A 17,838-nucleotide genomic window follows, 5' to 3' on the forward strand; every position below is an offset into this window, starting at 1 on the left:
ATGCGCGCCGGGGCAATCAGGGACGGGGCAGAGCCGGTCTCGGCGGTGGTACGCGGCGGCGCGTGCGGAAAGTGGTGGGCTCGCCGGGATTCGAACCCGGGACCTACAGATTAAAAGTCCGTTGCTCTACCGACTGAGCTACGAGCCCTCACCATTGCGTCGTTGCGATCGCGCCGGCAGTTCGATCCGGCGCCTGTCAAACGCCCGACGACGCGGTACGTGCCGCGCGCCCTACGGAGCCGGAGCCGCCGGGTCAACCGCCCGGGCGCGTCGCAGCCTGCGGGCGAGCTGGCGGATGGTCAGGGAGCTCACGGGGTCGCGCCAGTCGGGCGCGAGTTGCGCGAGCGGATCGAGCACGAAATCCCGGGTCCGGAATGCCGGATGCGGCACGATGAGGCCGTGGCTCGCCCAGGGCCCCCCGGACCAGAGCACCAGATCGAGGTCGAGCACCCGTGTTCCCCAACGCCGCCCACGCCGTCTCCCGAAGCTGCGCTCGATCGCCTTGCACCGCGCCAGCATCTCGGGCGGGGAGAGCGGGCTTTCCACCAGCGCGACCGTGTTGGCGTAGCGCCGCAGCGAGGGGCCGAGCGGCGCGCTGCGGATCACCGGCGCGACGGCGACCACGCCCCCCAGCGCCTTCAGCGCAGCCGCGACCTCTTGCTCGGGGCTGCCGTGGTATCCACGGCGGTTGGACCCGATCGCGATCGCATAGCTTGCCCTTCCCATGCTCCGGCGCCTACCGCAGCCCCATGTCTGCTGCCACCCCGCTTCGCGCCACCGAACCCCCTCATGATTGCCCGCTCTGCCCCCGCCTGGTGGGGTTTCGCGAATCACTGCGGCAGGGATATCCGGACTGGTGGAACGCGCCGGTGCCCGCGTTCGGCGATCCCGACGCCTGGCTGGCGGTGGTGGGCCTCGCACCCGGAAAGCATGGCGCCAACCGCACCGGCCGGCCCTTCACCGGCGACTACGCCGGGGCGTTGCTCTACGACACGCTTGCGAAGTTCGGCTTGTCGGAAGGGGTGTTCGACGCGCGTCCCGACGACGGGCTCGAACTCCGGGGCGTGATGCTCGTCAACGCGGTGCGCTGCCTGCCGCCGGAGAACAAGCCGACGCCGGAGGAGATCCGCACCTGCCGCCCGTTCCTGGAGGCACCGATCGCAGCGCTACCGCGCGTGCGCGTGTTCGTGGCGCTCGGTCAGATCGCCCACCAGTCGGCGGTGAAGGCGCTCGGCGGCAAGCTTCCCAAGGCCAAGTTCGGCCATCTCGCCGAGCATCGTATGCCGGACGGCCGCATCCTGGTCGATAGCTACCACTGCTCGCGCTACAACCAGAACACCGGCCGGTTGACCCAGCCGATGTTCGAGGCGGTGTTCGAGCGGGCGCTGCAGCTGCGCGACGCCGTCGCCGCCTGACGCTGCGGCGTCAGATGTCCTGCGTCAGCCGGCCATAGAGCTCCGGCCGGCGATCGCGGAAGAAGCCGAACGCGGCGCGGTGACGCTTGACCCGGTCGAGGTCGAGCGTCGCGGTGATGACGCCTTCTTCTTCGCGGTCCAGCTCGGCCAGGATGTCGCCGCGCTCGTCGCAGATGAAGCTGGTGCCGTAGAAGGTCTGGCCGTGTTCGGTGCCGACGCGGTTGGCGGCGATCACGGGCACGACGTTAGACACCGCATGGCCGACCATCGCGCGGCGCCACAGCCGGGCGGTGTCGAGGCTGGTGTCGTGCGGCTCGCTGCCGATCGCGGTCGGGTAGAAGAGCAGCTGCGCGCCCATCAGCATCATCGCGCGGGCGGTTTCCGGGTACCACTGGTCCCAGCAGACGCCGACGCCGATCTTGGCGGCGGGACCGTCCCACACCTTGAACCCGGTGTTGCCGGGGCGGAAGTAGAACTTCTCCTCATAGCCAGGGCCGTCGGGGATGTGGCTCTTGCGATACACGCCCTGGACGCGGCCGTCGGGGCCGATCATCGCGAGCGAGTTGTAATAGTGCGGCCCGTCCGCCTCGAAGAAGCTGGTCGGGATATGCACCTTCAGCTCGGCGGCGAGTGCCTGCATCGCCAGTACCGCCTTGTGCTCGTCGGCGGGCTTCGCATTGGCGAACAGCCCCTCGTCCTCGACACGGCAGAAATATTCGCCCTCGAACAGCTCGGGCGGCAGGATCACCTGCGCACCTTTGGCCGCAGCCTCGCGCACCAGGCGGGTGACCTTGGCGATGTTCGCATCGATGTCGTTGGAAAAGGCGAGCTGCAGCGCGGCGACGGTGATTTCGGTCATGCCGCGCTATGTAGTCGAACTGGCCTGCGTTGCCAGAGGCGGATTGGGGCTCCTGTCGAGGGAAGGAGCCGTACTCCGGCGCAGGCCAGGGTCCAGGTGCGGGCGGCTCGCGAGATGCGGCTCGGTTCCCCCAACTGGCCCGGGCCTGCGCCGGGGTACGAGGAAGGGCTAGGCCCTCGCAGGATCAGCGGCTGGGAATCTGCTGGCTGATGCAGTGGAAGCTGCCGCCCCCGGTCAGGATATGGTCGGCGCGCAGGCCCACCACCGTGCGGTCCGGGAAGATCGCCGCGAGCGCCGCCACCGCCGCGTCGTCGCTCGACTGGCCATAGACCGGCACCACCACCGCGGCGTTGCCGATGTAGAAGTTCATGTAGCTCGCCGGGATCACCTCGTCCTCGGACTCCACGCGGCCGGGGGAGGGGATGCGGACGAGCTCGACGCCGGCCGCCTCTGCGCGCTCGGCCGCATCGCGGTACACGTCGGCGTTGGGGTCGCCCTCGGCCGGCTCCGGGATCGCCAGGCGGTTCGGGCCGACGAAGCGGGCGAGGTTGTCGACATGGCCGTCGGTATGGTCGTTGAGCAGCCCGTCGCCCAGCCACAGGAAGCGGGTGTAGCCCAGGTCGGCCCGCAGCAGCGCCTCCGCCTTGTCGCGGGTGAAGTCCTCGCCATTGCGGTTCGGGTTCAGCAGGCACTGCTCGGTGGTGACGACCAGGCCCGTGCCGTCGCCGTCGATGGCGCCGCCCTCGATGATCCAGTCGTGGGTCTCGGCCGCGATCCCGCGCTGGCGGGCAAGCCCCGCGCCGACACTGTTGTCGCCGGGCAGGTCGTACTTGCCGCCCCAACCGTTGAACGCGAAGTCGTGCGCGCGGCCATCGCCGTCCAGGATCGCGCCGGTGTCGCGCAGCCAGATGTCGCCGAACGGCTCCACCACCACCTCGGCCGCGTCCCCCGCCATCGCCCGCGCGGCTGCGGCGGCTTCCTCATCCGCTGCGACCAGCAGCACCCGCTCGCCGGCGCCATCCGCATGGACGGCCCGCGCGAAGGCGACGACTTCCTCGCGGGCGGGTTCGAGGTCTTCGAGCCAGAGTTCGGGATGGCTGGGGAAGCCGATCCAGACGGCGTCGTGGCGGGCCCATTCGGCGGGAGGAGGCGTAGTCATGGCGGCGTCCTTAGCGGTCGATGCGAATACCGGGAAGGCCGCTAGTCGTGTTGCCGCCATGCCGCCACCGCGATCCGCGTGGAAATGGTCAACTGGTCTGGCAGGGCGTCGAGCGCGAACCATGCCACCTCGTCGTGCTTCTCGGGCTCGCGGTTGACCGGCGATCCGGTGAATGCGTGCACCAGGAACACGGGTGCTGTCCAATGTGTGCCTGCCGCGCGGTCGATATGGTCGACGAAGCACAGCAGCCGGTCGGCGGTGATCGCGATTCCGGTCTCCTCCATCACTTCGCGCTCGGTCGCGGCGGCGGCGGTTTCGAACAGATCGATCTTGCCGCCCGGCAGGCCCCAATGGCCGATCTCCGGGGGGCGCTTGCGCCGGACAAGCAGAATGCGATCGTCCACGATGATGGCGGCGCCACAGCCGACGCGGGGCTCGGTGAACATCGTTCAAACCGGCACGGGCGTATCAGGCACCCGTGCCCTCCCTCAGTTGCCGGCGCGGCTGCGGTCGCGGATGGCGCGAAACTCGTCGCCCGCCACCCAGTTCGGCCAGGCCGCGGTCGTCGCAAGCTCGCGACCCACCTGATAGTAGAGCGTCACGTCCTGGACGACGCCGTCCCAGTTCCACGTGGGATCATATTCGTCCTTGGGACCGTGGTAGCGGTGTTCGGTATAGTCCTCGGCGGCGGCCTTTCCGGCGGCGGTGCCGCCCTTCACCAGGTCTTCGCCCGCTTCCGCATAGAGCATCGGCACGCCATGCTTGGCGAGGCTGAAATGGTCCGAGCGGTAATAGTAGCCGTTCTGCGGGGTCGGCTCGGCCGTGGCTACCCGGCCCTGAGCCGCCAGCGCGCGGTTCAGATAGGCGTCCAGCTCCGACTTGCCCTTGCCGACCACTACGATGTTTCGCGCAGGGCCCGCCATGGACATGGCGTCGATGTTGACGCCGCCTACGGTCTTCGCGAGCGGGTAGACCGGGTTGGCCCCGTAAAAGGCGGAGCCGAGCAGGCCGGATTCCTCGCCGGTGACCGCGAGGAACACCTGCGACCGCGGCGTCGCCCCCGCCTTGGCATTGGCTTCGGCCAGCGCGACCAGCGCCGCGACGCCGTTCGCGTTGTCGACCGCCCCGTTGCAGATGTCGTCGCCATCCGGCGCCGCTTCGCAGCGGCCGAGGTGATCCCAATGGCCGGTATAGAGCACCACTTCGTCGGCACGCTCGGTACCCGGCAGGATGCCGATCACGTTCTTCGACGCATGGCGGCGGACCTGATTGTCGAAGCTGAGCGACGCCTGCACGCCCTTCAGCGGCACCGCCTTGAAGCCCTTGCGCTTGGCGGCGGACATCAGCGTGTCGAGGTTCTGGCCAGCACCGGCGAACAACCGGCGGGCGGCATCGAGTTGCATCCAGCCGATCGCCTGCGACTGGTCCCTATGGCCATTAGAAGCATCCGCCACCTGCTGCGGGCCCGTCCAGCTCGACTGGACGACGTTCCAGCCATAGGCGGCCGGCACGGTGTCGTGGACGATGATCGCTGCGGCGGCACCCTGACGGGCGGCCTCCTCGTACTTGTAGGTCCAGCGGCCATAATAGGTCATCGCCTTTCCGTTGAACGGGCCGGTGAGGCCGGCGGATCCGTAATCCGGGTCGTTGACCAGGATCACCACCGTCTTTCCCTTCACGTCCACGCCGGCATAGTCATTCCAGCCCTTTTCGGGCGCGTTGATGCCATAGCCGACAAAGACCACGTCGCTGTTCTTCAGGTCGATGCGCGGGATCACCTGATAGGTCGCCACCACCATTTCCGGACCATAGCCGAGTGCGATCGGCTGTCCGGCGCCCGTGAAGGTCAGCGCAGAGACGTTGCGCGCGGTGATCTCGACCAGCGGCACCACCTGGAACCAGCTGCCCTTGTTGCCGGGCTTGAGCCCTGCCGCCTGGAACCGCTCCACCAGATAGGAGAGGGTCTTCTCCTCGCCCGTGGTGCCGGGTGCGCGGCCCTCGAACGCGTCCGACGACAGCGTCTTGGTGACGGTCCTGAGCGTCTCGGCCGAGATCGGCGTGGCGGGCGCCGCCTGGCCGGCGAAGACGGTGGCGGGGCAGGCAGCCAGCGGCAGCGCCGCAGCGAGCAGGAATGCGCGCATGAAATCTCCGAAGGGGGGCGAGCGTCGGGCTCTTGTGGCACAGCCGATCGCGGTGGTGCAAATGCCGGTACGCGCAACGAAAAAGGGCGGCCCCGCGGGACCGCCCTCTTTGTCTGGTGGCTCGCGGCCGATGCCGCGGGAACCGATCAGCGCGAGTAGAACTCGACGACCAGGTTCGGTTCCATCTTCACCGGATACGGCACCTCGTCGAGGGTCGGCACGCGGGTGAAGGTCACTTTGGCGGCACCGTCGGGTGCGACATAGTCGGGGATGTCACGCTCAGCCAGGCTCTGCGCCTCGAGCACCAGCGCCATCTCCTGCGCCTTGCTGCCCAGCGTGATTTCGTCGCCCGGACGGACGCGACGCGACGCGATGTTGCACTTCACGCCGTTGACGCGAACGTGGCCGTGGCTCACCAGCTGCCGGGCGGCCCAGATCGTCGGCGTGAACTTCGCGCGATAGACGATCATGTCCAGGCGCTGCTCGAGCAGGCCGATCAGGTTCTGACCGGTGTCGCCCTTCATGCGCGACGCTTCTTCATAGGTGCGCTTGAACTGCTTCTCGGTGACGTCGCCGTAGTAGCCCTTGAGCTTCTGCTTGGCGCGCAGCTGGATGCCGAAGTCCGACATCTTGCCCTTGCGGCGCTGGCCGTGCTGGCCGGGGCCGTACTCGCGCTTGTTGACCGGGCTCTTGGGGCGACCCCAGATGTTCTCGCCGAGACGACGGTCGAGCTTGTACTTGGCGCTGTGGCGCTTCGACATTTAATATTCCTTGCAACTGCAACAACGGTGACCCGCCCGGGGGCGGATCGCGATTCCCGGTCTTTCGCGCTGCTGGGATCGAAGAACGACCGGCAGGGCTGCCGCTTCACCGGGGTGCGGAGCCGATTGCGAAGGCGCGCGCCTAGCCGCAGCAGGGGGCATGAGTCAAGCTGGACAGGCCGGGGGGCACCCGCCTAGGCACGCGGCATGACGATCCTATCCGGTCCCGATTGCACCACCATGGGCGAAGTCCGCGCCGGCGTCGACCAGCTCGACCGCGAGCTGGTGGCGCTGCTCGCCCGCCGCTTCGCCTATATGGACGCCGCCGCCCGCATCAAGCCGGAGCGGGGCCATGTCCGCGACGAAGCACGCAAGGCCGAGGTCATCGCCAACGCGCGTGCCGAGGCGACACGGCTGGGCGTGCCCGAGGAGGTGGTCGGCGCGCTGTGGGAGCAGCTGGTCGAAGCCTCGATCGCCTATGAACTGGCGGCGTTCGACCGGCGGTAGTCTTTTCGTTCCCTTCGTCAGCATGACGAAGGGAGTGCCGCTCTATCGCTGCCTGGGCCGTGCGAGCGTCGACAGCACGCCGCGCAGCGTCCGCACTTCCTGCGAATTCCAGCCCGGCTTGGTCAGCAGCGTGCGCAGTGTCCGGCGCGTGGCGGGCGCCCGATCGGGCGGGAAGAAATAGCCGCCGGCCTCCAGCATCTGGTCGAGTTGGACGATCATACCTTCCAGTTCCTCCTGCGGAGCCGGGGGATCGAGTTCGGTCTCGGGCGGGCTGGCGAGGTCGGCGCCCTTGGACCATTCGTACGCGACCAGGATCACCGCCTGGGCGAGGTTCAGCGAGCCGAATTCCGGGTTGATCGGCACGGTGACGATGGTGCGCGCGAGCGCCACGTCGTCGGTCTCCAGTCCTGAGCGCTCCGGCCCGAACAGGATCGCGGCGCGGCCGGCATCGCTGCGGATCGTGCGCGCGGCCTCTTCCGGCGTGACGACCGGCTTGGTGACGCCACGCTTGCGCACCGTGGTCGCAAAGACGTGGCTGCAGTCGGCCACCGCCTCGGCGACACTGTCGAACACCTGCGCCTGTTCCAGCACCACGTCGGCGCCGCTCGCCGCCGGCCCCGCCTGCGGATTCGGCCAGCCGTCGCGCGGCGACACCAGCCGCATCTCCACCAGCCCGAAGTTGAGCATCGCCCGCGCGGCCTTGCCGATGTTCTCGCCCAGCTGCGGGCGGACCAGCACGATGACGGGGGGTGGGGACACAGTAGAGTTCTCCGTTTGGTTCGAGCGAGCGTCGAGCGCAGTCGAGACGCGCTGTCGAGAACCGGCTGCCGCGGACACGCCGTTCCAGTCGGCCCGGAACAGCGCCTCCTTCTTCTTGCGCGACCGATCCTTGATCTGTTGCTCGCGGTCGAGTGCCTCCAACCGCGTCGGGAAGCTCTCGCTCCACATCAGTTCGACCGGACCCCGATCGTGGGTGTAGCCTGGGAAGGTGCCCGCCTGATGCTGGGCGAGCCGCGCCTCCAGATTGTCGGTGTGGCCGGTGTAATATGTGCCGTCGGCGCAGCGCAGGATGTAGACGTGAAACATCGACGGCGTCCTTGGTGGAGGCGGGGTTCTCGACTGTGCATCTCGACAAGCTCGATGCGCTCGAACCGAACGGATAGGAGCGAGGAGCGCTTCCCCGCTACTCCCGCCCCACCTCCGCGACATTCCCCGCGAACTCCTCGAAATCGCGCGCTTCGCGGAAGTCCTTGTAGACGCTGGCGAAGCGAATGTACGCGACCGAGTCGAGGCCCTTGAGCGCGTCCATCACCATCTCGCCGATGCGCTGGGCGGGCACTTCGCCGTCGCCGGTGGTCTCCAGCTGGCGCTGGATGCCGGACACCAGCCGCTCGATCTGCGCCTGCTCGACCGGACGCTTGCGGGTCGCGATGGCGACCGAGCGGAGCAGCTTCTCGCGATCGAAGGGTTCGCGCCGGCTTTCGCTCTTCAGCACCCACAGCTCGCGCAGCTGGATGCGTTCGAAGGTGGTGAAGCGCGCGGCACAGGCCTCGCACTGGCGCCGCCGCCGGATCGCCGCCCCATCTTCGGTGGGGCGGCTGTCCTTTACCTGGCTCGCATCATTTCCGCAGAAGGGGCAGCGCATTCAGATCCGCTTCTTGCCCTTGAGATAGGCGTAGCCGGCGCCCGCAGCGGCGCCGATCACCGGGCCGATGAAGGGCAGGGGGATTGCGACCACGGCGCCAAGCGCGCCCCACTTCGCCATGCTCTTGCCGAGCGCCTTCTTCTGCGCGTCGGTCGAATAGTCGGTCATGATCAGCCTCCGTAGATGGGGAACCGAGCACACAACGCGCGAACCCGCTCGCGGACCCCCGCCTCGACCTGCGCGTCGCCCGCCTCGCCCTTGGCCGCCAGGCCGTCGAGCACGTCGGCGACCATGTTGCCGATCTCGCGGAACTCGGCGGTGCCGAAGCCGCGGGTGGTGCCCGCCGGCGATCCGACGCGGATGCCGCTGGTCTTGACCGGCGGCAGCGGATCGAACGGGATGCCGTTCTTGTTGCAGGTGATGCCCGAACGCTCCAGCGCCTCGTCCGCATCGCGGCCGGTGACGCCCAGCGGGGTCAGGTCGATCAGCGCGAGGTGCGTGTCGGTGCCGCCCGACACCACATCGCTGCCGCGCTCCTTCAGGGTCGCGGCGAGCACCTTTGCGTTCTCCACCACTGCGGCGATGTAGCTCTTGTACTCGGGGCGCAGCGCCTCGCCGAACGCCACCGCCTTGGCGGCGATGACGTGCATCAGCGGCCCGCCCTGCAGGCCCGGGAACACCGCCGAGTTGATCTTTTTCGCGATCGCCTCGTCATCGGTCATCACCATGCCGCCGCGCGGGCCACGCAGCGTCTTGTGGGTGGTGGTGGTGACGACATGGGCGTGGCCGAACGGCGTCGGGTGCAGCCCGGCGGCAACGATGCCGGCGAAGTGCGCCATGTCGACCATGAACTTCGCGCCCACCTCGTCCGCGATCGCGCGGAAGCGGGCGAAGTCGATGTGGCGCGGATAGGCGGAGCCGCCGGCGATGATCAGCGTCGGCTTGTGCTCCTTGGCGAGCCGCTCGACCTGGTCATAGTCGATGAGATGGTCTTCCTGGCGCACGCCGTACTGCACGGCATTGAACCACTTGCCCGACATCGCCGCCTTGGCGCCGTGGGTCAGGTGGCCGCCGGCATCCAGGCTCATGCCCAGGATGGTGTCGCCGGGCTTGGTCAGCGCCAGCATGACGGCGCCGTTCGCCTGCGCGCCCGAGTGCGGCTGGACGTTGGCGAAGCCGCAACCGAAGATCTGCTTGGCGCGCTCGATCGCCAGCGTCTCGACCTCGTCGGAGGGGGCGCAGCCCTGGTAGTAGCGCTTGCCCGGATAGCCCTCGGCGTACTTGTTGGTGAACACCGAACCCTGCGCCTCGAGCACCGCCTTGGAGACAATGTTCTCGCTGGCGATCAGCTCGATCTGGGTCTGCTCGCGCGTCAGCTCATGCTCGACGCCGGCGAACACGGCCGGGTCGGCATCGGCCAGGCTGCGGGAAAAGAAACCGTCGGGCTGGACCTGATGGGTCTGCGGATTGCTGCTCATGAATGCGCCTCCTGGGGCTCGGGCTGGCCGGTCGCGCGAGCCTTTAGGATGCCGCGCGCGCGAAGGCTACCCGTTGTTGCCCCAAATAGGTGCGCGTCACCCCAGTGTGGGGCTGCTCAGCTTGTCGATGCGGCGCTGGTGGCGCTCGCCGCCGAAGGGCGTGGCCAGGAACGCCTCGATGCACGCCTTGGCCATCTCGATGCCGACCAGCCGTGCACCCATCGCCAGTACGTTGGCGTCGTTGTGCTCGCGCGCCAGGCGTGCCGACAGCGGCTCGTTCACCAGCGCACAGCGGCAGCCCGCGTGCCGGTTGACCGCGATCGAGATGCCGATGCCGGATCCGCACAGTGCGATGCCGAAGTCCGCTTCCCCGCCGCTCACCCGGTGCGCCAGCGCATAGCCATAGTCCGGGTAATCGACGCTGGCCTCGCCCTCTGGTCCCAGGTCGAGGACCGCATGGCCCGCATCGCGCAGCCAGGCGACGAGGGACGCCTTCAACGCCACGGCGGCATGATCGGAGGCGAGGGCGATGCGGTACGTCATGGGACAGGCCTTGAAGATCGGTGATCGCTGCTGCCTAGCCGTGCGGCCGCGTGAAGGCTAGACAGGCCGCCCAACGCGGGAGGAACGCGATGCGCCGAACGATCTGCTTGTCGATGCTGGTGTTACTGGCCGGATGCGAACAGCGCGCGGAACGCCGCGCCGAAGGGGAAGCCGTCGAACGCGCGGTGCACAACAGCGGCCATGCCGCGCCGCAGGAAGCGCCGGCCGAAACGCCGACTTCCACGCCTACCCCCAAGCCGGCCCCGACCGCGACGGCGGTTGATGTCGCGGCGACGGACGCCTGGATCGGGCGGTGGCGCGGCGTCGAGGGGCTGAACCTGGTGATCTCCGCCGACCGGCAGGCGGGCCCCGGCCACTACACGCTGGAGATGCAATATTCGCTGGACGACAAGGGTGTGTTCCAGGGGGTGGCGGCCGGTGACACGATCCGCTTCACCCGGCCGGACGGGCCGCAGACGCTGCGCGCCACGGACGGCGAAGCGACCGGACTGAAGTGGCTGGCCGACAAGAAGGACTGCCTGACGGTGAAGCCCGGCGAGGGCTATTGCCGCGACTGACGCCGCTCTCGGCCACCGTCCACCACTTCGCGCTTCACCCCCGGCCCCGCATCCTCTAATCGGCGCGGTTCCATGACCGACGAACCGAACGCGAAGCGCGACTGGCGCGACACCGTCTTCCTGCCGAAGACCGACTTCCCGATGAAGGCGGGGCTTGCCGCCAAGGAGCCGGCGATTCTCGAGCGCTGGGCGCGCATCGGGTTGTACGACCGCCTCCGCAAGGAACGCGCCGGGCGCGAGCGGTTCATCCTCCACGACGGCCCACCCTACGCCAACGGCGACATCCACATGGGCCATGCGATGAACAAGGTCCTGAAGGACATCATCGTCCGGTCGCAGACGCTGATGGGCAAGGATGCGCCCTATGTGCCGGGCTGGGACTGCCATGGTCTCCCGATCGAATGGAAGATCGAGGAACAGTATCGCGCCAAGAAGCGGTCGAAGGACGAGGTGCCGCCGGCCGAGTTCCGCGCCGAATGCCGCGCCTATGCCGCCCACTGGGTCGACGTGCAGAAGGGCCAGTTCCAGCGGCTGGGCGTGCTCGGCGATTGGGAAGACCCCTACCTTACCATGAAGTTCGAGGCCGAGGCGACGATTGCGGGCGAACTGCTCAAGTTCGCCGAGTCGGGCCAGCTCTATCGCGGCGCGAAGCCGGTGATGTGGAGCCCGGTCGAAAAGACCGCGCTCGCCGAGGCCGAGGTCGAGTATGAGGACATCGTCTCGACCCAGATCGACGTCGCGTTCGAGATCGTCGAAGCGCCCAACGCGCCGGAGCTGGTCGGCGCGCATGCGGTGATCTGGACGACCACGCCGTGGACGATTCCGGTCAACCAGGCTTTGGCGTACGGGCCGGAGATTGAGTACGGCGCATACTGGATGGCTGGCGAGGAGCGCACCATTCTAGTGCTCATCGCAACGGCGCTGAAAGACGACTTCGAACGTCGTACCGGCCTGCGCAATGAAGACCTCGACGATAAGCCGCACTGGACCTTCAAAGGCTCCCAACTCGCCGATGCCGTCGTCCGCCATCCGATGCACGCGCTCGGCGGCTTCTTTGCCAAGCCTCGGCCGATGCTGCCGGGCGACTTCGTCACCACCGATGCGGGCACCGGCCTCGTCCACATGGCGCCAGACCATGGCGAGGACGATTTCGCGCTGTGCAAGGTATACGGCATCGACCCCGTGTTCGCCGTCACCGGCGACGGCAAGTATCGGGAGGACTGGGCGTGGCTCGGCGGCCAGGGCAGCGTCATCAACCCCAAGTTCACGGCCTCCGGCAATGGCGGCAAGCTTGAGGAAGGCCCGATCTGCCGCGACCTGCGCGAGGCAGGCGCATTGCTCGCCGCGTCGGACGACTTCCGCCACAGCTATCCGCACTCGTGGCGCTCCAAGGCCAAGGTGATCTTTCGCGCGACGCCGCAGTGGTTCATTCCGATGGATGCCGCCGGCACGGAGACGGTCGAGCACGGCGCCGAAACGGCTGCCGGCAACGGTGCCACCCTGCGCGAACTGGCGCTCGACGCGATCGAGCACACCCGCTTCGTGCCGGAAAAGGGCCGCAACCGCATCGCTTCGATGGTCTCGGGCCGTCCGGACTGGGTCATCAGCCGCCAGCGCGCTTGGGGCGTGCCGATCGCACTCTACGTCCACCGCCAGACCGGCGCCTATCTGCGCGACCCGGCGGTGAACGCGCGCATCCTCGACGCCTTCCGTGCAGGGGGCGCCGATGCCTGGTTCCAGGCAGATCACCAGGCGCTGCTCGGCCCGGACTATGCGCTCGACGACTATGAGGTCGTTACCGATATCCTCGACGTCTGGTTCGACTCGGGCTCGACCCACGCATTCGTGGTCGAGGCGCGCTACGGCGCCGGCACCCGCGCGAACCTCTATCTCGAGGGTTCGGACCAGCATCGCGGCTGGTTCCAGTCGTCGCTGCTCGAAAGCTGCGGCACCCGTGGCCGCGCGCCCTATGATGCGGTGCTGACCCACGGCTTCGCGCTCGACGGCAATGGGCGCAAGATGTCCAAGAGCCTGGGCAACGTCGTCGATCCGCTCAAGGTGATCGGCGAGTCGGGCGCCGACATCCTGCGCCTGTGGATCGCGCAGACCGACTATTTCGAGGACGTGCGCATCGGCAAGGAAGTGCTGGCCGGCACCGGCGACACCTATCGTAAGCTGCGCAACACCTTCCGCTATCTGCTGGGCGCGCTCGACGGCTTCACCGACGAAGAGCGAGTCGCGGTCGCCGACATGCCCGAGCTGGAACGCTATGTGCTCCACCTGCTCGGCAAGCTCGACGTCGAACTGCGCGCCGCCGCCGAAGCCTATGAGTTCAACCGCTACGCGCGCGCACTGACCGATTTCGCCAACGAGGATCTGTCGGCGTTCTTCTTCGATATCCGCAAGGATTCGCTCTACTGCGACGCTGCGGACGATCCCAAGCGCCGCGCCTATCGCACCGTGCTCGACCTGCTGTTCCACGCGCTGGTCCGCTACGCCGCGCCAATCCTCGCCTTCACGGCCGAGGAAGTGTGGCAGGCGCGCTTCCCGAGCGAGGACGGCTCCGTCCACCTGCTCGAATGGCCTGAGCTGCCGGCGCTGCCCGCCGACGACGCGGTCTCGACCAACTGGGACGACGTCCGCCGCCTGCGCGAGCGGGTGACCGAGGCGATCGAGCCGCTGCGGCGCGAGAAGATCGTGCGATCCAGCCTGGAGGCCGAAGTCACGGTTCCCGAGCTGCCGCTTCCCGAGGACGCGCTCGCCGAGGCGTTCATCGTCGCTTCAGTGGCGAAGGGGGAGGGTGACGATGACGGTGTGGGCGTGGTCCGCACCCACCGCCACAAATGCGGTCGCTGCTGGCGCCACCTGCCGGAAGTTGCAGTGGACGATGCGCTGTGCCACCGCTGTACCGAGGTAGTATCCTGATGCAACGCACCCGCCTTCACGGCTTCCTGCTCGCAGGGCTGATCTTCATCGTCGACCAGGCGGTGAAGTTCGTCGTCACCGGTCCTCTGGGGGTGTCCCGGCCGGGCGACGAACGTATCCTGCTGCCGATCTTCGACCTGCGCTTCGTCCCCAACGTCGGCGTGTCGCTGGGGCTGCTTCCGGCGGACAGCAGCGTGATGCGCTGGCTGCTGGTGCTGCTCACCGCCGCGATCGCCTCCGGCGTCGCCTGGTGGATGCTGCGCGAAAAGAGCCGGCCGGACCTGTTCGCGCTGGCCATGGTGCTGGGCGGCGCACTCGGCAACATCCTTGACCGGGTGCGCTTCGGCTATGTCGTCGATTTCCTCGACCTGCATTTCGGGACGTGGCGCCCGTTCCTGATCTTCAACGTCGCCGATGCCGCCATCACCATCGGCGTGCTGATCCTGCTTGTCCGCGCGGTGCTGGTGCGCGACAAGCCCGCCGAAACGCCCGCTGGGGAGAAGGTAAATGCGTAAACTTCATGCCGCCGCGAGCGTCGCGCTCGCCCTTGCTCTCGCGGGCTGCGGCTCGTCGGGGCTCAACCGCGCCCGTCCGGACGAGTTTGCGGTGGCGCGCCAGGCGCCGCTGGTGATCCCGCCCGACTATGCGCTGGTGCCGCCGCAGCCGGGCGCGCCGCGTCCGCAGGAAGTCGGTGCCTCGACCCAGGCGCTGCAGGCGATGTTCGGCGGTCAGGCGCAGCGGAGCGCGAGCGAGCGCGCGGCGCTGACCCAGGCCGGCGGCAACGACGCGGCCGATGCCGGCATCCGCTCCGGCCTGGCCGATCCGAACACCGCCGTGGTGGACAAGGGCTCGACGACGCAGGACATCGTCGCGGCACCGGAAGGCGACGGCGAGGCAGCGCGCACGACACCCTGATCCCGTCGTTCCGCTGGAAAGAGCAAGGGCCGCGACGCGAGTCGCGGCCCTTCTTTGTTGGAGCGCTGGTGCGCGCCGGCGAGGTTCAGAAGGCGGCGGTCAGGGAGACCACGACCGTGCTCGCCGCGATCGGGCTGCCGTTCTTCGTCTTGGAGAAGCCGGAGCCCAGATAGGCCGACTCGCGGCGGGTGATGTCGGTGTCGACATAGGCCACCCCCAGCGTCAGTTGGTTCCAGGTGGCGTCCACCCCCAGCAGCCAGTCGAAATATTCGCCGGTCGGCGACAGGCTGGTGCCGTTCGGGCCGAGCCCCGGGTTCCCGTTGGAATAGCCGATGTGCGCCTTGGCCGTCAGCGGCGTGTCGGGGATGCCGACGGTCCCGTCGCCGGACAGGTAGAGGTTGTCCTCCCGGTCGCCGTCGGGATGCGCCATGAAGTTGCCGAGCGAAGTCTGCTTGGGTGCGTAGAAGACGCCCGCCGTCAGGTTCGCGGGCCCGGCGGTGCCGGAAACCTTGCCGTAGAGCTCGACCACGTCGGTCTCGTCCGCGCCGCCGGGATAGGTGTACCAGGTGACCCCGACGTCATAGGCCGCGTTGCCGGCCTGTCCTTTGTAGCCTGCGACCAGGTCCAGCTCGATGTTGGCCCCCCCGAAGGTACCCCAGCCCGCGAGGTTGGAGCCCCAGGTGGCGACGTAGAACCCGCTTTCATGGGCGATGGTGATGCCGCCCTGCAGCGCGACTTCCTTGTCGCTCTGCGAGACACCGCGGAAACGATAGTCGGATGCGACGCTGGCGCTGCCGCTGACCGTGATCGGCTGGGGAGGGTCGGTGTCCTGCGCCCAGGCAGGCGCCACGCTGCCGACGGCGGCGAAGATCGAAAGAAGTATCTTGGAGAAGCGCATCGTGACCCCCTTTGAGGTGATGGTTCTCCTCCTGCTTGCGCCCTGGGGTGTCGTCCGCACCCCCTGTGACGCGACACGAAGGTGCCGATCAGCGGGTGCGGACACAATGGTTGTTTCGAAGCGGTGACGTTTTGGAGTGGAATGTTGCGTCGCAGCAACAGCGTCGTGTCAGCGCGCTTCCAGGATCGCGTCGACTTCCACGACGGCACCCAGCGGCAGCACCGGGACGCCGACGGCGCTTCGAGCGTGCTTGCCCGCCTCACCGAACACCGCGACCATCAGTTCGGAGGCGCCGTTGGCGACCTTCGGCTGGTCCGTGAAGCTGCCGGCGCTGTTCACGAACACGCCCAGCTTCACCACCCGCGAGACGCGATCGAGGCCGCCCAGCGCCTTCTCGGCCTGCGCCAGCAGCATCAGGGCGCAGCGCCGCGCCGCTTCGACGCCATAGTCCAGGTCCCGGTCCTCGCCGAGCCGACCGGTCATCAGGGCGCCGTCCTGGAACGGCAGCTGCCCCGAGATGTGGAGCAGCCCGCCGGTTTCGACCGCGGGGACATAGGCGGCGACCGGCGCGGCCGCTTCGGGGAGGGTGAGGCCGAGTTCGGCCAGCTTCGCGTGGATGTCGGTTGCCATGGCGCGGGTCATCCCGCGGGGCCGGGCGGCGGTCAAGCCTCCGCCGGCCGCCCCGCGTCGAAGCGTGCCGCGATCCACGTCGCGGCCTCGCGCCAGTCGTCGATCCGGGCGTGCGCTGCCGGGGCAGGCGGAACATGCGGCGCAAGGTCAGGCTCGGACACCATGTGCAGGCGGTGGACGCCCGGGGCATGCTGCGCGACCGAATCATGGTGCGTCGCCAGGTCGTCGACGAAGACGGTGACCGGGCCGCCGTGCTCCGCCACCAGCCGCGCCACCGGCTCGCCCTTGGGCCCCTGGTTGCACTCGACGCGGTGGACGATCCCGTGCGTCGAAAGCTGGGCGATCCGCGACTCCCGGCAATGATCGCGCAGGTTGGTGAGGATCACGATCTCCGCGCGCTGCCCAAGCGCCGCCAGCGCCTCCTCGGCATGCGGCACCAGCGTCTGCCGGTCCATCTCGGCAGGGAAGAAGCCGTCGATCAGCGACCACATCGTCTCCCGCGTGACGAGCTCCCCGTCGGCGCGGTGGCGCATCGCCCTTTCGAAGCTCCCTTCCGCCAGTTGCAGGTCGATGTCGTGGTCGGTGTCGAGCCAGTCCCGGAAGTGACGCATCATGTGGAGCAGCACTTCGTCGCAGTCGCAGATCAGCAGTGGCTTCATGGTCGCTCCAGCACGCGCCTCGCGCGGGTCAGTTCCTCAGGCCCCACCTGCAACGTCTCGGCACAGGCGATCAGGTCGGGTTCGTGGTTCTCGAGATAGCCGATCACCGCGGCCAGGAAGGCGGGCGTATCGGCCCGCGCCCGCAGGACGTCCGGCGTGATCCCCGTCACGTCCAGGAAGCGGCGTGCCCGCTCCGAATCGGCCAGCACCCAGCTCAGCGCGCCGAGCGACAGCGTCGCCGCCGCTTCGGCGTTTGTCTCGTGGGGCGCCATGCCGTAGTACCTCGGGGATCAACAATCGGGTCTTGGACGTGACAAAAAGGGTACTCGTTGTCGAGGACAACGAACTCAATCTGAAGCTGTTTTGCGACCTGCTGCGGGTCCATGGGTTCGTGACCGAGCCGGTCCGCGACGGGCGGGAAGCGGTGGCGCGCGCGCGCGCGTTCGCGCCCGACCTGATCATCACCGACATCCAGCTGCCGCACATGACGGGCCTGGAACTGATCGGGCGTCTGAAGCTGGATGCGAAGCTCCGGCACATCCCGATCATGGCGGTGACCGCCTATGTGGGGCGTGAGGACGAGGAGCGGATTCGCGCGGCGGGCGCGAATGCCTATGTCACCAAGCCGATCTCGGTGGTGCGCTTCGTCGGGGAGGTGCGGGCGCTGCTGCCGCGTCAGGCCGACGAATCGGCGGACGCGGCGCTGGCCGGCTGAGACCGCTCCG

At 68.4% G+C, this 17,838-nt stretch carries 22 protein-coding genes and 1 tRNA gene; 7 read left to right on the plus strand and 16 right to left on the minus strand.

Annotated elements, in window-relative coordinates; translation table 11 throughout:
* Window positions 1-72: 72 nt before the first annotated feature.
* Window positions 73-148 (minus strand) — tRNA-Lys (locus EO081_RS09860).
* An 83-nt stretch (window positions 149-231) separates the two neighbouring features.
* Window positions 232-726, minus strand: a complete 495-nt coding sequence (folK, locus tag EO081_RS09865; RefSeq protein WP_129341785.1) for a 2-amino-4-hydroxy-6-hydroxymethyldihydropteridine diphosphokinase — start codon at window positions 724-726, stop codon at window positions 232-234.
* Between the two features lie 23 nt (window positions 727-749).
* On the opposite strand from folK, the gene EO081_RS09870 reads away from it, so the two are divergent.
* On the plus strand, window positions 750-1,415 hold the full coding sequence (locus EO081_RS09870) for a uracil-DNA glycosylase (protein WP_129341786.1): 666 nt from the start codon (window positions 750-752) through the stop codon (window positions 1,413-1,415).
* Window positions 1,416-1,425: 10 nt separating this feature from the next.
* Here the strand turns inward: EO081_RS09870 and aguB are convergent, their stop codons facing one another.
* The 5 genes from aguB to rpsD form a co-directional block, all read right to left on the minus strand.
* Window positions 1,426-2,274 (minus strand): N-carbamoylputrescine amidase, encoded by an 849-nt coding sequence (aguB, locus tag EO081_RS09875; RefSeq protein WP_129341787.1) that lies wholly within the window; start codon window positions 2,272-2,274, stop codon window positions 1,426-1,428.
* A 184-nt stretch (window positions 2,275-2,458) separates the two neighbouring features.
* Window positions 2,459-3,433, minus strand: a complete 975-nt coding sequence (locus EO081_RS09880) for an agmatine deiminase family protein (RefSeq protein ID WP_129341788.1) — start codon at window positions 3,431-3,433, stop codon at window positions 2,459-2,461.
* A gap of 41 nt (window positions 3,434-3,474) precedes the next feature.
* Window positions 3,475-3,879, minus strand: coding sequence for an NUDIX hydrolase (locus tag EO081_RS09885; protein WP_129341789.1), 405 nt, complete (start codon window positions 3,877-3,879; stop codon window positions 3,475-3,477).
* A 42-nt stretch (window positions 3,880-3,921) separates the two neighbouring features.
* A complete protein-coding gene (locus tag EO081_RS09890; RefSeq protein WP_129341790.1) occupies window positions 3,922-5,574 on the minus strand; it encodes a M28 family peptidase in 1,653 nt (550 codons plus the stop codon).
* 146 nt (window positions 5,575-5,720) lie between these two features.
* Window positions 5,721-6,335 carry a 30S ribosomal protein S4 gene (rpsD, locus tag EO081_RS09895; protein ID WP_129341791.1) on the minus strand — a complete coding sequence of 205 codons (615 nt, stop codon included), beginning with the start codon at window positions 6,333-6,335 and terminating at the stop codon, window positions 5,721-5,723.
* 207 nt (window positions 6,336-6,542) lie between these two features.
* Here rpsD and EO081_RS09900 point away from each other — a divergent pair, with 207 nt between their 5' ends.
* Window positions 6,543-6,842 carry a chorismate mutase gene (locus EO081_RS09900; protein WP_129341792.1) on the plus strand — a complete coding sequence of 100 codons (300 nt, stop codon included), beginning with the start codon at window positions 6,543-6,545 and terminating at the stop codon, window positions 6,840-6,842.
* A gap of 42 nt (window positions 6,843-6,884) precedes the next feature.
* Here the strand turns inward: EO081_RS09900 and EO081_RS09905 are convergent, their stop codons facing one another.
* From EO081_RS09905 to rpiB, 5 genes are all read right to left on the minus strand, one after another.
* Window positions 6,885-7,928, minus strand: coding sequence for a TrmJ/YjtD family RNA methyltransferase (locus EO081_RS09905; protein ID WP_129341793.1), 1,044 nt, complete (start codon window positions 7,926-7,928; stop codon window positions 6,885-6,887).
* 97 nt (window positions 7,929-8,025) lie between these two features.
* On the minus strand, window positions 8,026-8,487 hold the full coding sequence (gene nrdR / locus EO081_RS09910) for a transcriptional regulator NrdR (RefSeq protein WP_129341794.1): 462 nt from the start codon (window positions 8,485-8,487) through the stop codon (window positions 8,026-8,028).
* A complete protein-coding gene (locus EO081_RS16855; RefSeq protein WP_165284597.1) occupies window positions 8,488-8,655 on the minus strand; it encodes a hypothetical protein in 168 nt (55 codons plus the stop codon).
* Between the two features lie 2 nt (window positions 8,656-8,657).
* Entirely contained in the window at window positions 8,658-9,965 is a 1,308-nt protein-coding gene (gene glyA / locus EO081_RS09915; protein WP_129341795.1) for a serine hydroxymethyltransferase, read from the minus strand.
* Window positions 9,966-10,061: 96 nt separating this feature from the next.
* Window positions 10,062-10,508: a ribose 5-phosphate isomerase B gene (gene rpiB / locus EO081_RS09920; RefSeq protein ID WP_129341796.1), complete on the minus strand. Its 447-nt coding sequence runs from the start codon at window positions 10,506-10,508 to the stop codon at window positions 10,062-10,064.
* Between the two features lie 113 nt (window positions 10,509-10,621).
* On the opposite strand from rpiB, the gene EO081_RS16950 reads away from it, so the two are divergent.
* From EO081_RS16950 to EO081_RS09940, 4 genes are all read left to right on the plus strand, one after another.
* A complete protein-coding gene (locus EO081_RS16950) occupies window positions 10,622-11,086 on the plus strand; it encodes a hypothetical protein (protein WP_206364371.1) in 465 nt (154 codons plus the stop codon).
* 72 nt (window positions 11,087-11,158) lie between these two features.
* Window positions 11,159-14,011, plus strand: a complete 2,853-nt coding sequence (ileS, locus tag EO081_RS09930; RefSeq protein ID WP_129341797.1) for an isoleucine--tRNA ligase — start codon at window positions 11,159-11,161, stop codon at window positions 14,009-14,011.
* Window positions 14,011-14,526 carry a signal peptidase II gene (gene lspA, locus EO081_RS09935; RefSeq protein ID WP_129341798.1) on the plus strand — a complete coding sequence of 172 codons (516 nt, stop codon included), beginning with the start codon at window positions 14,011-14,013 and terminating at the stop codon, window positions 14,524-14,526. Before ileS ends, lspA begins: the two co-directional genes overlap by 1 nt.
* Window positions 14,519-14,926 carry a DUF3035 domain-containing protein gene (locus EO081_RS09940; protein WP_129341799.1) on the plus strand — a complete coding sequence of 136 codons (408 nt, stop codon included), beginning with the start codon at window positions 14,519-14,521 and terminating at the stop codon, window positions 14,924-14,926. The genes lspA and EO081_RS09940 overlap by 8 nt, the downstream gene beginning before the upstream one ends.
* 85 nt (window positions 14,927-15,011) lie before the next feature.
* On the opposite strand, the gene EO081_RS09945 is transcribed toward EO081_RS09940, so the two are convergent.
* From EO081_RS09945 to EO081_RS09960, 4 genes are all read right to left on the minus strand, one after another.
* Entirely contained in the window at window positions 15,012-15,824 is an 813-nt protein-coding gene (locus EO081_RS09945) for a TorF family putative porin (protein WP_129341800.1), read from the minus strand.
* A gap of 168 nt (window positions 15,825-15,992) precedes the next feature.
* Window positions 15,993-16,454 carry a RidA family protein gene (locus EO081_RS09950; protein WP_129341801.1) on the minus strand — a complete coding sequence of 154 codons (462 nt, stop codon included), beginning with the start codon at window positions 16,452-16,454 and terminating at the stop codon, window positions 15,993-15,995.
* Between the two features lie 32 nt (window positions 16,455-16,486).
* The gene (locus tag EO081_RS09955) at window positions 16,487-17,113 is read right to left on the minus strand and encodes an HAD family hydrolase (RefSeq protein WP_129341802.1); all 627 of its coding nucleotides are present in this window, start codon (window positions 17,111-17,113) and stop codon (window positions 16,487-16,489) included.
* Entirely contained in the window at window positions 17,110-17,385 is a 276-nt protein-coding gene (locus tag EO081_RS09960; protein ID WP_129341803.1) for a DUF3572 domain-containing protein, read from the minus strand. The genes EO081_RS09955 and EO081_RS09960 overlap by 4 nt, the downstream gene beginning before the upstream one ends.
* A 38-nt stretch (window positions 17,386-17,423) precedes the next feature.
* Here EO081_RS09960 and EO081_RS09965 point away from each other — a divergent pair, with 38 nt between their 5' ends.
* Complete coding sequence (locus EO081_RS09965) at window positions 17,424-17,828, plus strand: response regulator (RefSeq protein WP_129341804.1); 405 nt, start codon at window positions 17,424-17,426, stop codon at window positions 17,826-17,828.
* Window positions 17,829-17,838 lie beyond the last annotated feature (10 nt).

The sequence above is a fragment of the Sphingomonas desiccabilis genome, assembly GCF_004135605.1.
Lineage (GTDB): Bacteria > Pseudomonadota > Alphaproteobacteria > Sphingomonadales > Sphingomonadaceae > Sphingomonas > Sphingomonas desiccabilis.

What these genes read in the sequence shown, in the direction of transcription:
- lspA (WP_129341798.1), top strand. Translation starts at nt 14,011, where the DNA reads ATGCAACGCACCCGCCTTCACGGCTTCCTGCTCGCAGGGCTGATCTTC.
- aguB (WP_129341787.1), bottom strand. Translation starts at nt 2,274, where the DNA reads ATGACCGAAATCACCGTCGCCGCGCTGCAGCTCGCCTTTTCCAACGAC.
- EO081_RS09940 (WP_129341799.1), top strand. Translation starts at nt 14,519, where the DNA reads ATGCGTAAACTTCATGCCGCCGCGAGCGTCGCGCTCGCCCTTGCTCTC.
- rpsD (WP_129341791.1), bottom strand. Translation starts at nt 6,335, where the DNA reads ATGTCGAAGCGCCACAGCGCCAAGTACAAGCTCGACCGTCGTCTCGGC.
- glyA (WP_129341795.1), bottom strand. Translation starts at nt 9,965, where the DNA reads ATGAGCAGCAATCCGCAGACCCATCAGGTCCAGCCCGACGGTTTCTTT.
- EO081_RS09950 (WP_129341801.1), bottom strand. Translation starts at nt 16,454, where the DNA reads ATGGCAACCGACATCCACGCGAAGCTGGCCGAACTCGGCCTCACCCTC.
- nrdR (WP_129341794.1), bottom strand. Translation starts at nt 8,487, where the DNA reads ATGCGCTGCCCCTTCTGCGGAAATGATGCGAGCCAGGTAAAGGACAGC.
- EO081_RS09885 (WP_129341789.1), bottom strand. Translation starts at nt 3,879, where the DNA reads ATGTTCACCGAGCCCCGCGTCGGCTGTGGCGCCGCCATCATCGTGGAC.
- EO081_RS16855 (WP_165284597.1), bottom strand. Translation starts at nt 8,655, where the DNA reads ATGACCGACTATTCGACCGACGCGCAGAAGAAGGCGCTCGGCAAGAGC.
- rpiB (WP_129341796.1), bottom strand. Translation starts at nt 10,508, where the DNA reads ATGACGTACCGCATCGCCCTCGCCTCCGATCATGCCGCCGTGGCGTTG.
- EO081_RS09945 (WP_129341800.1), bottom strand. Translation starts at nt 15,824, where the DNA reads ATGCGCTTCTCCAAGATACTTCTTTCGATCTTCGCCGCCGTCGGCAGC.
- EO081_RS09955 (WP_129341802.1), bottom strand. Translation starts at nt 17,113, where the DNA reads ATGAAGCCACTGCTGATCTGCGACTGCGACGAAGTGCTGCTCCACATG.
- EO081_RS16950 (WP_206364371.1), top strand. Translation starts at nt 10,622, where the DNA reads ATGCTGGTGTTACTGGCCGGATGCGAACAGCGCGCGGAACGCCGCGCC.
- EO081_RS09900 (WP_129341792.1), top strand. Translation starts at nt 6,543, where the DNA reads ATGACGATCCTATCCGGTCCCGATTGCACCACCATGGGCGAAGTCCGC.
- EO081_RS09870 (WP_129341786.1), top strand. Translation starts at nt 750, where the DNA reads ATGTCTGCTGCCACCCCGCTTCGCGCCACCGAACCCCCTCATGATTGC.
- EO081_RS09880 (WP_129341788.1), bottom strand. Translation starts at nt 3,433, where the DNA reads ATGACTACGCCTCCTCCCGCCGAATGGGCCCGCCACGACGCCGTCTGG.
- EO081_RS09960 (WP_129341803.1), bottom strand. Translation starts at nt 17,385, where the DNA reads ATGGCGCCCCACGAGACAAACGCCGAAGCGGCGGCGACGCTGTCGCTC.
- ileS (WP_129341797.1), top strand. Translation starts at nt 11,159, where the DNA reads ATGACCGACGAACCGAACGCGAAGCGCGACTGGCGCGACACCGTCTTC.
- folK (WP_129341785.1), bottom strand. Translation starts at nt 726, where the DNA reads ATGGGAAGGGCAAGCTATGCGATCGCGATCGGGTCCAACCGCCGTGGA.
- EO081_RS09905 (WP_129341793.1), bottom strand. Translation starts at nt 7,928, where the DNA reads ATGTTTCACGTCTACATCCTGCGCTGCGCCGACGGCACATATTACACC.
- EO081_RS09890 (WP_129341790.1), bottom strand. Translation starts at nt 5,574, where the DNA reads ATGCGCGCATTCCTGCTCGCTGCGGCGCTGCCGCTGGCTGCCTGCCCC.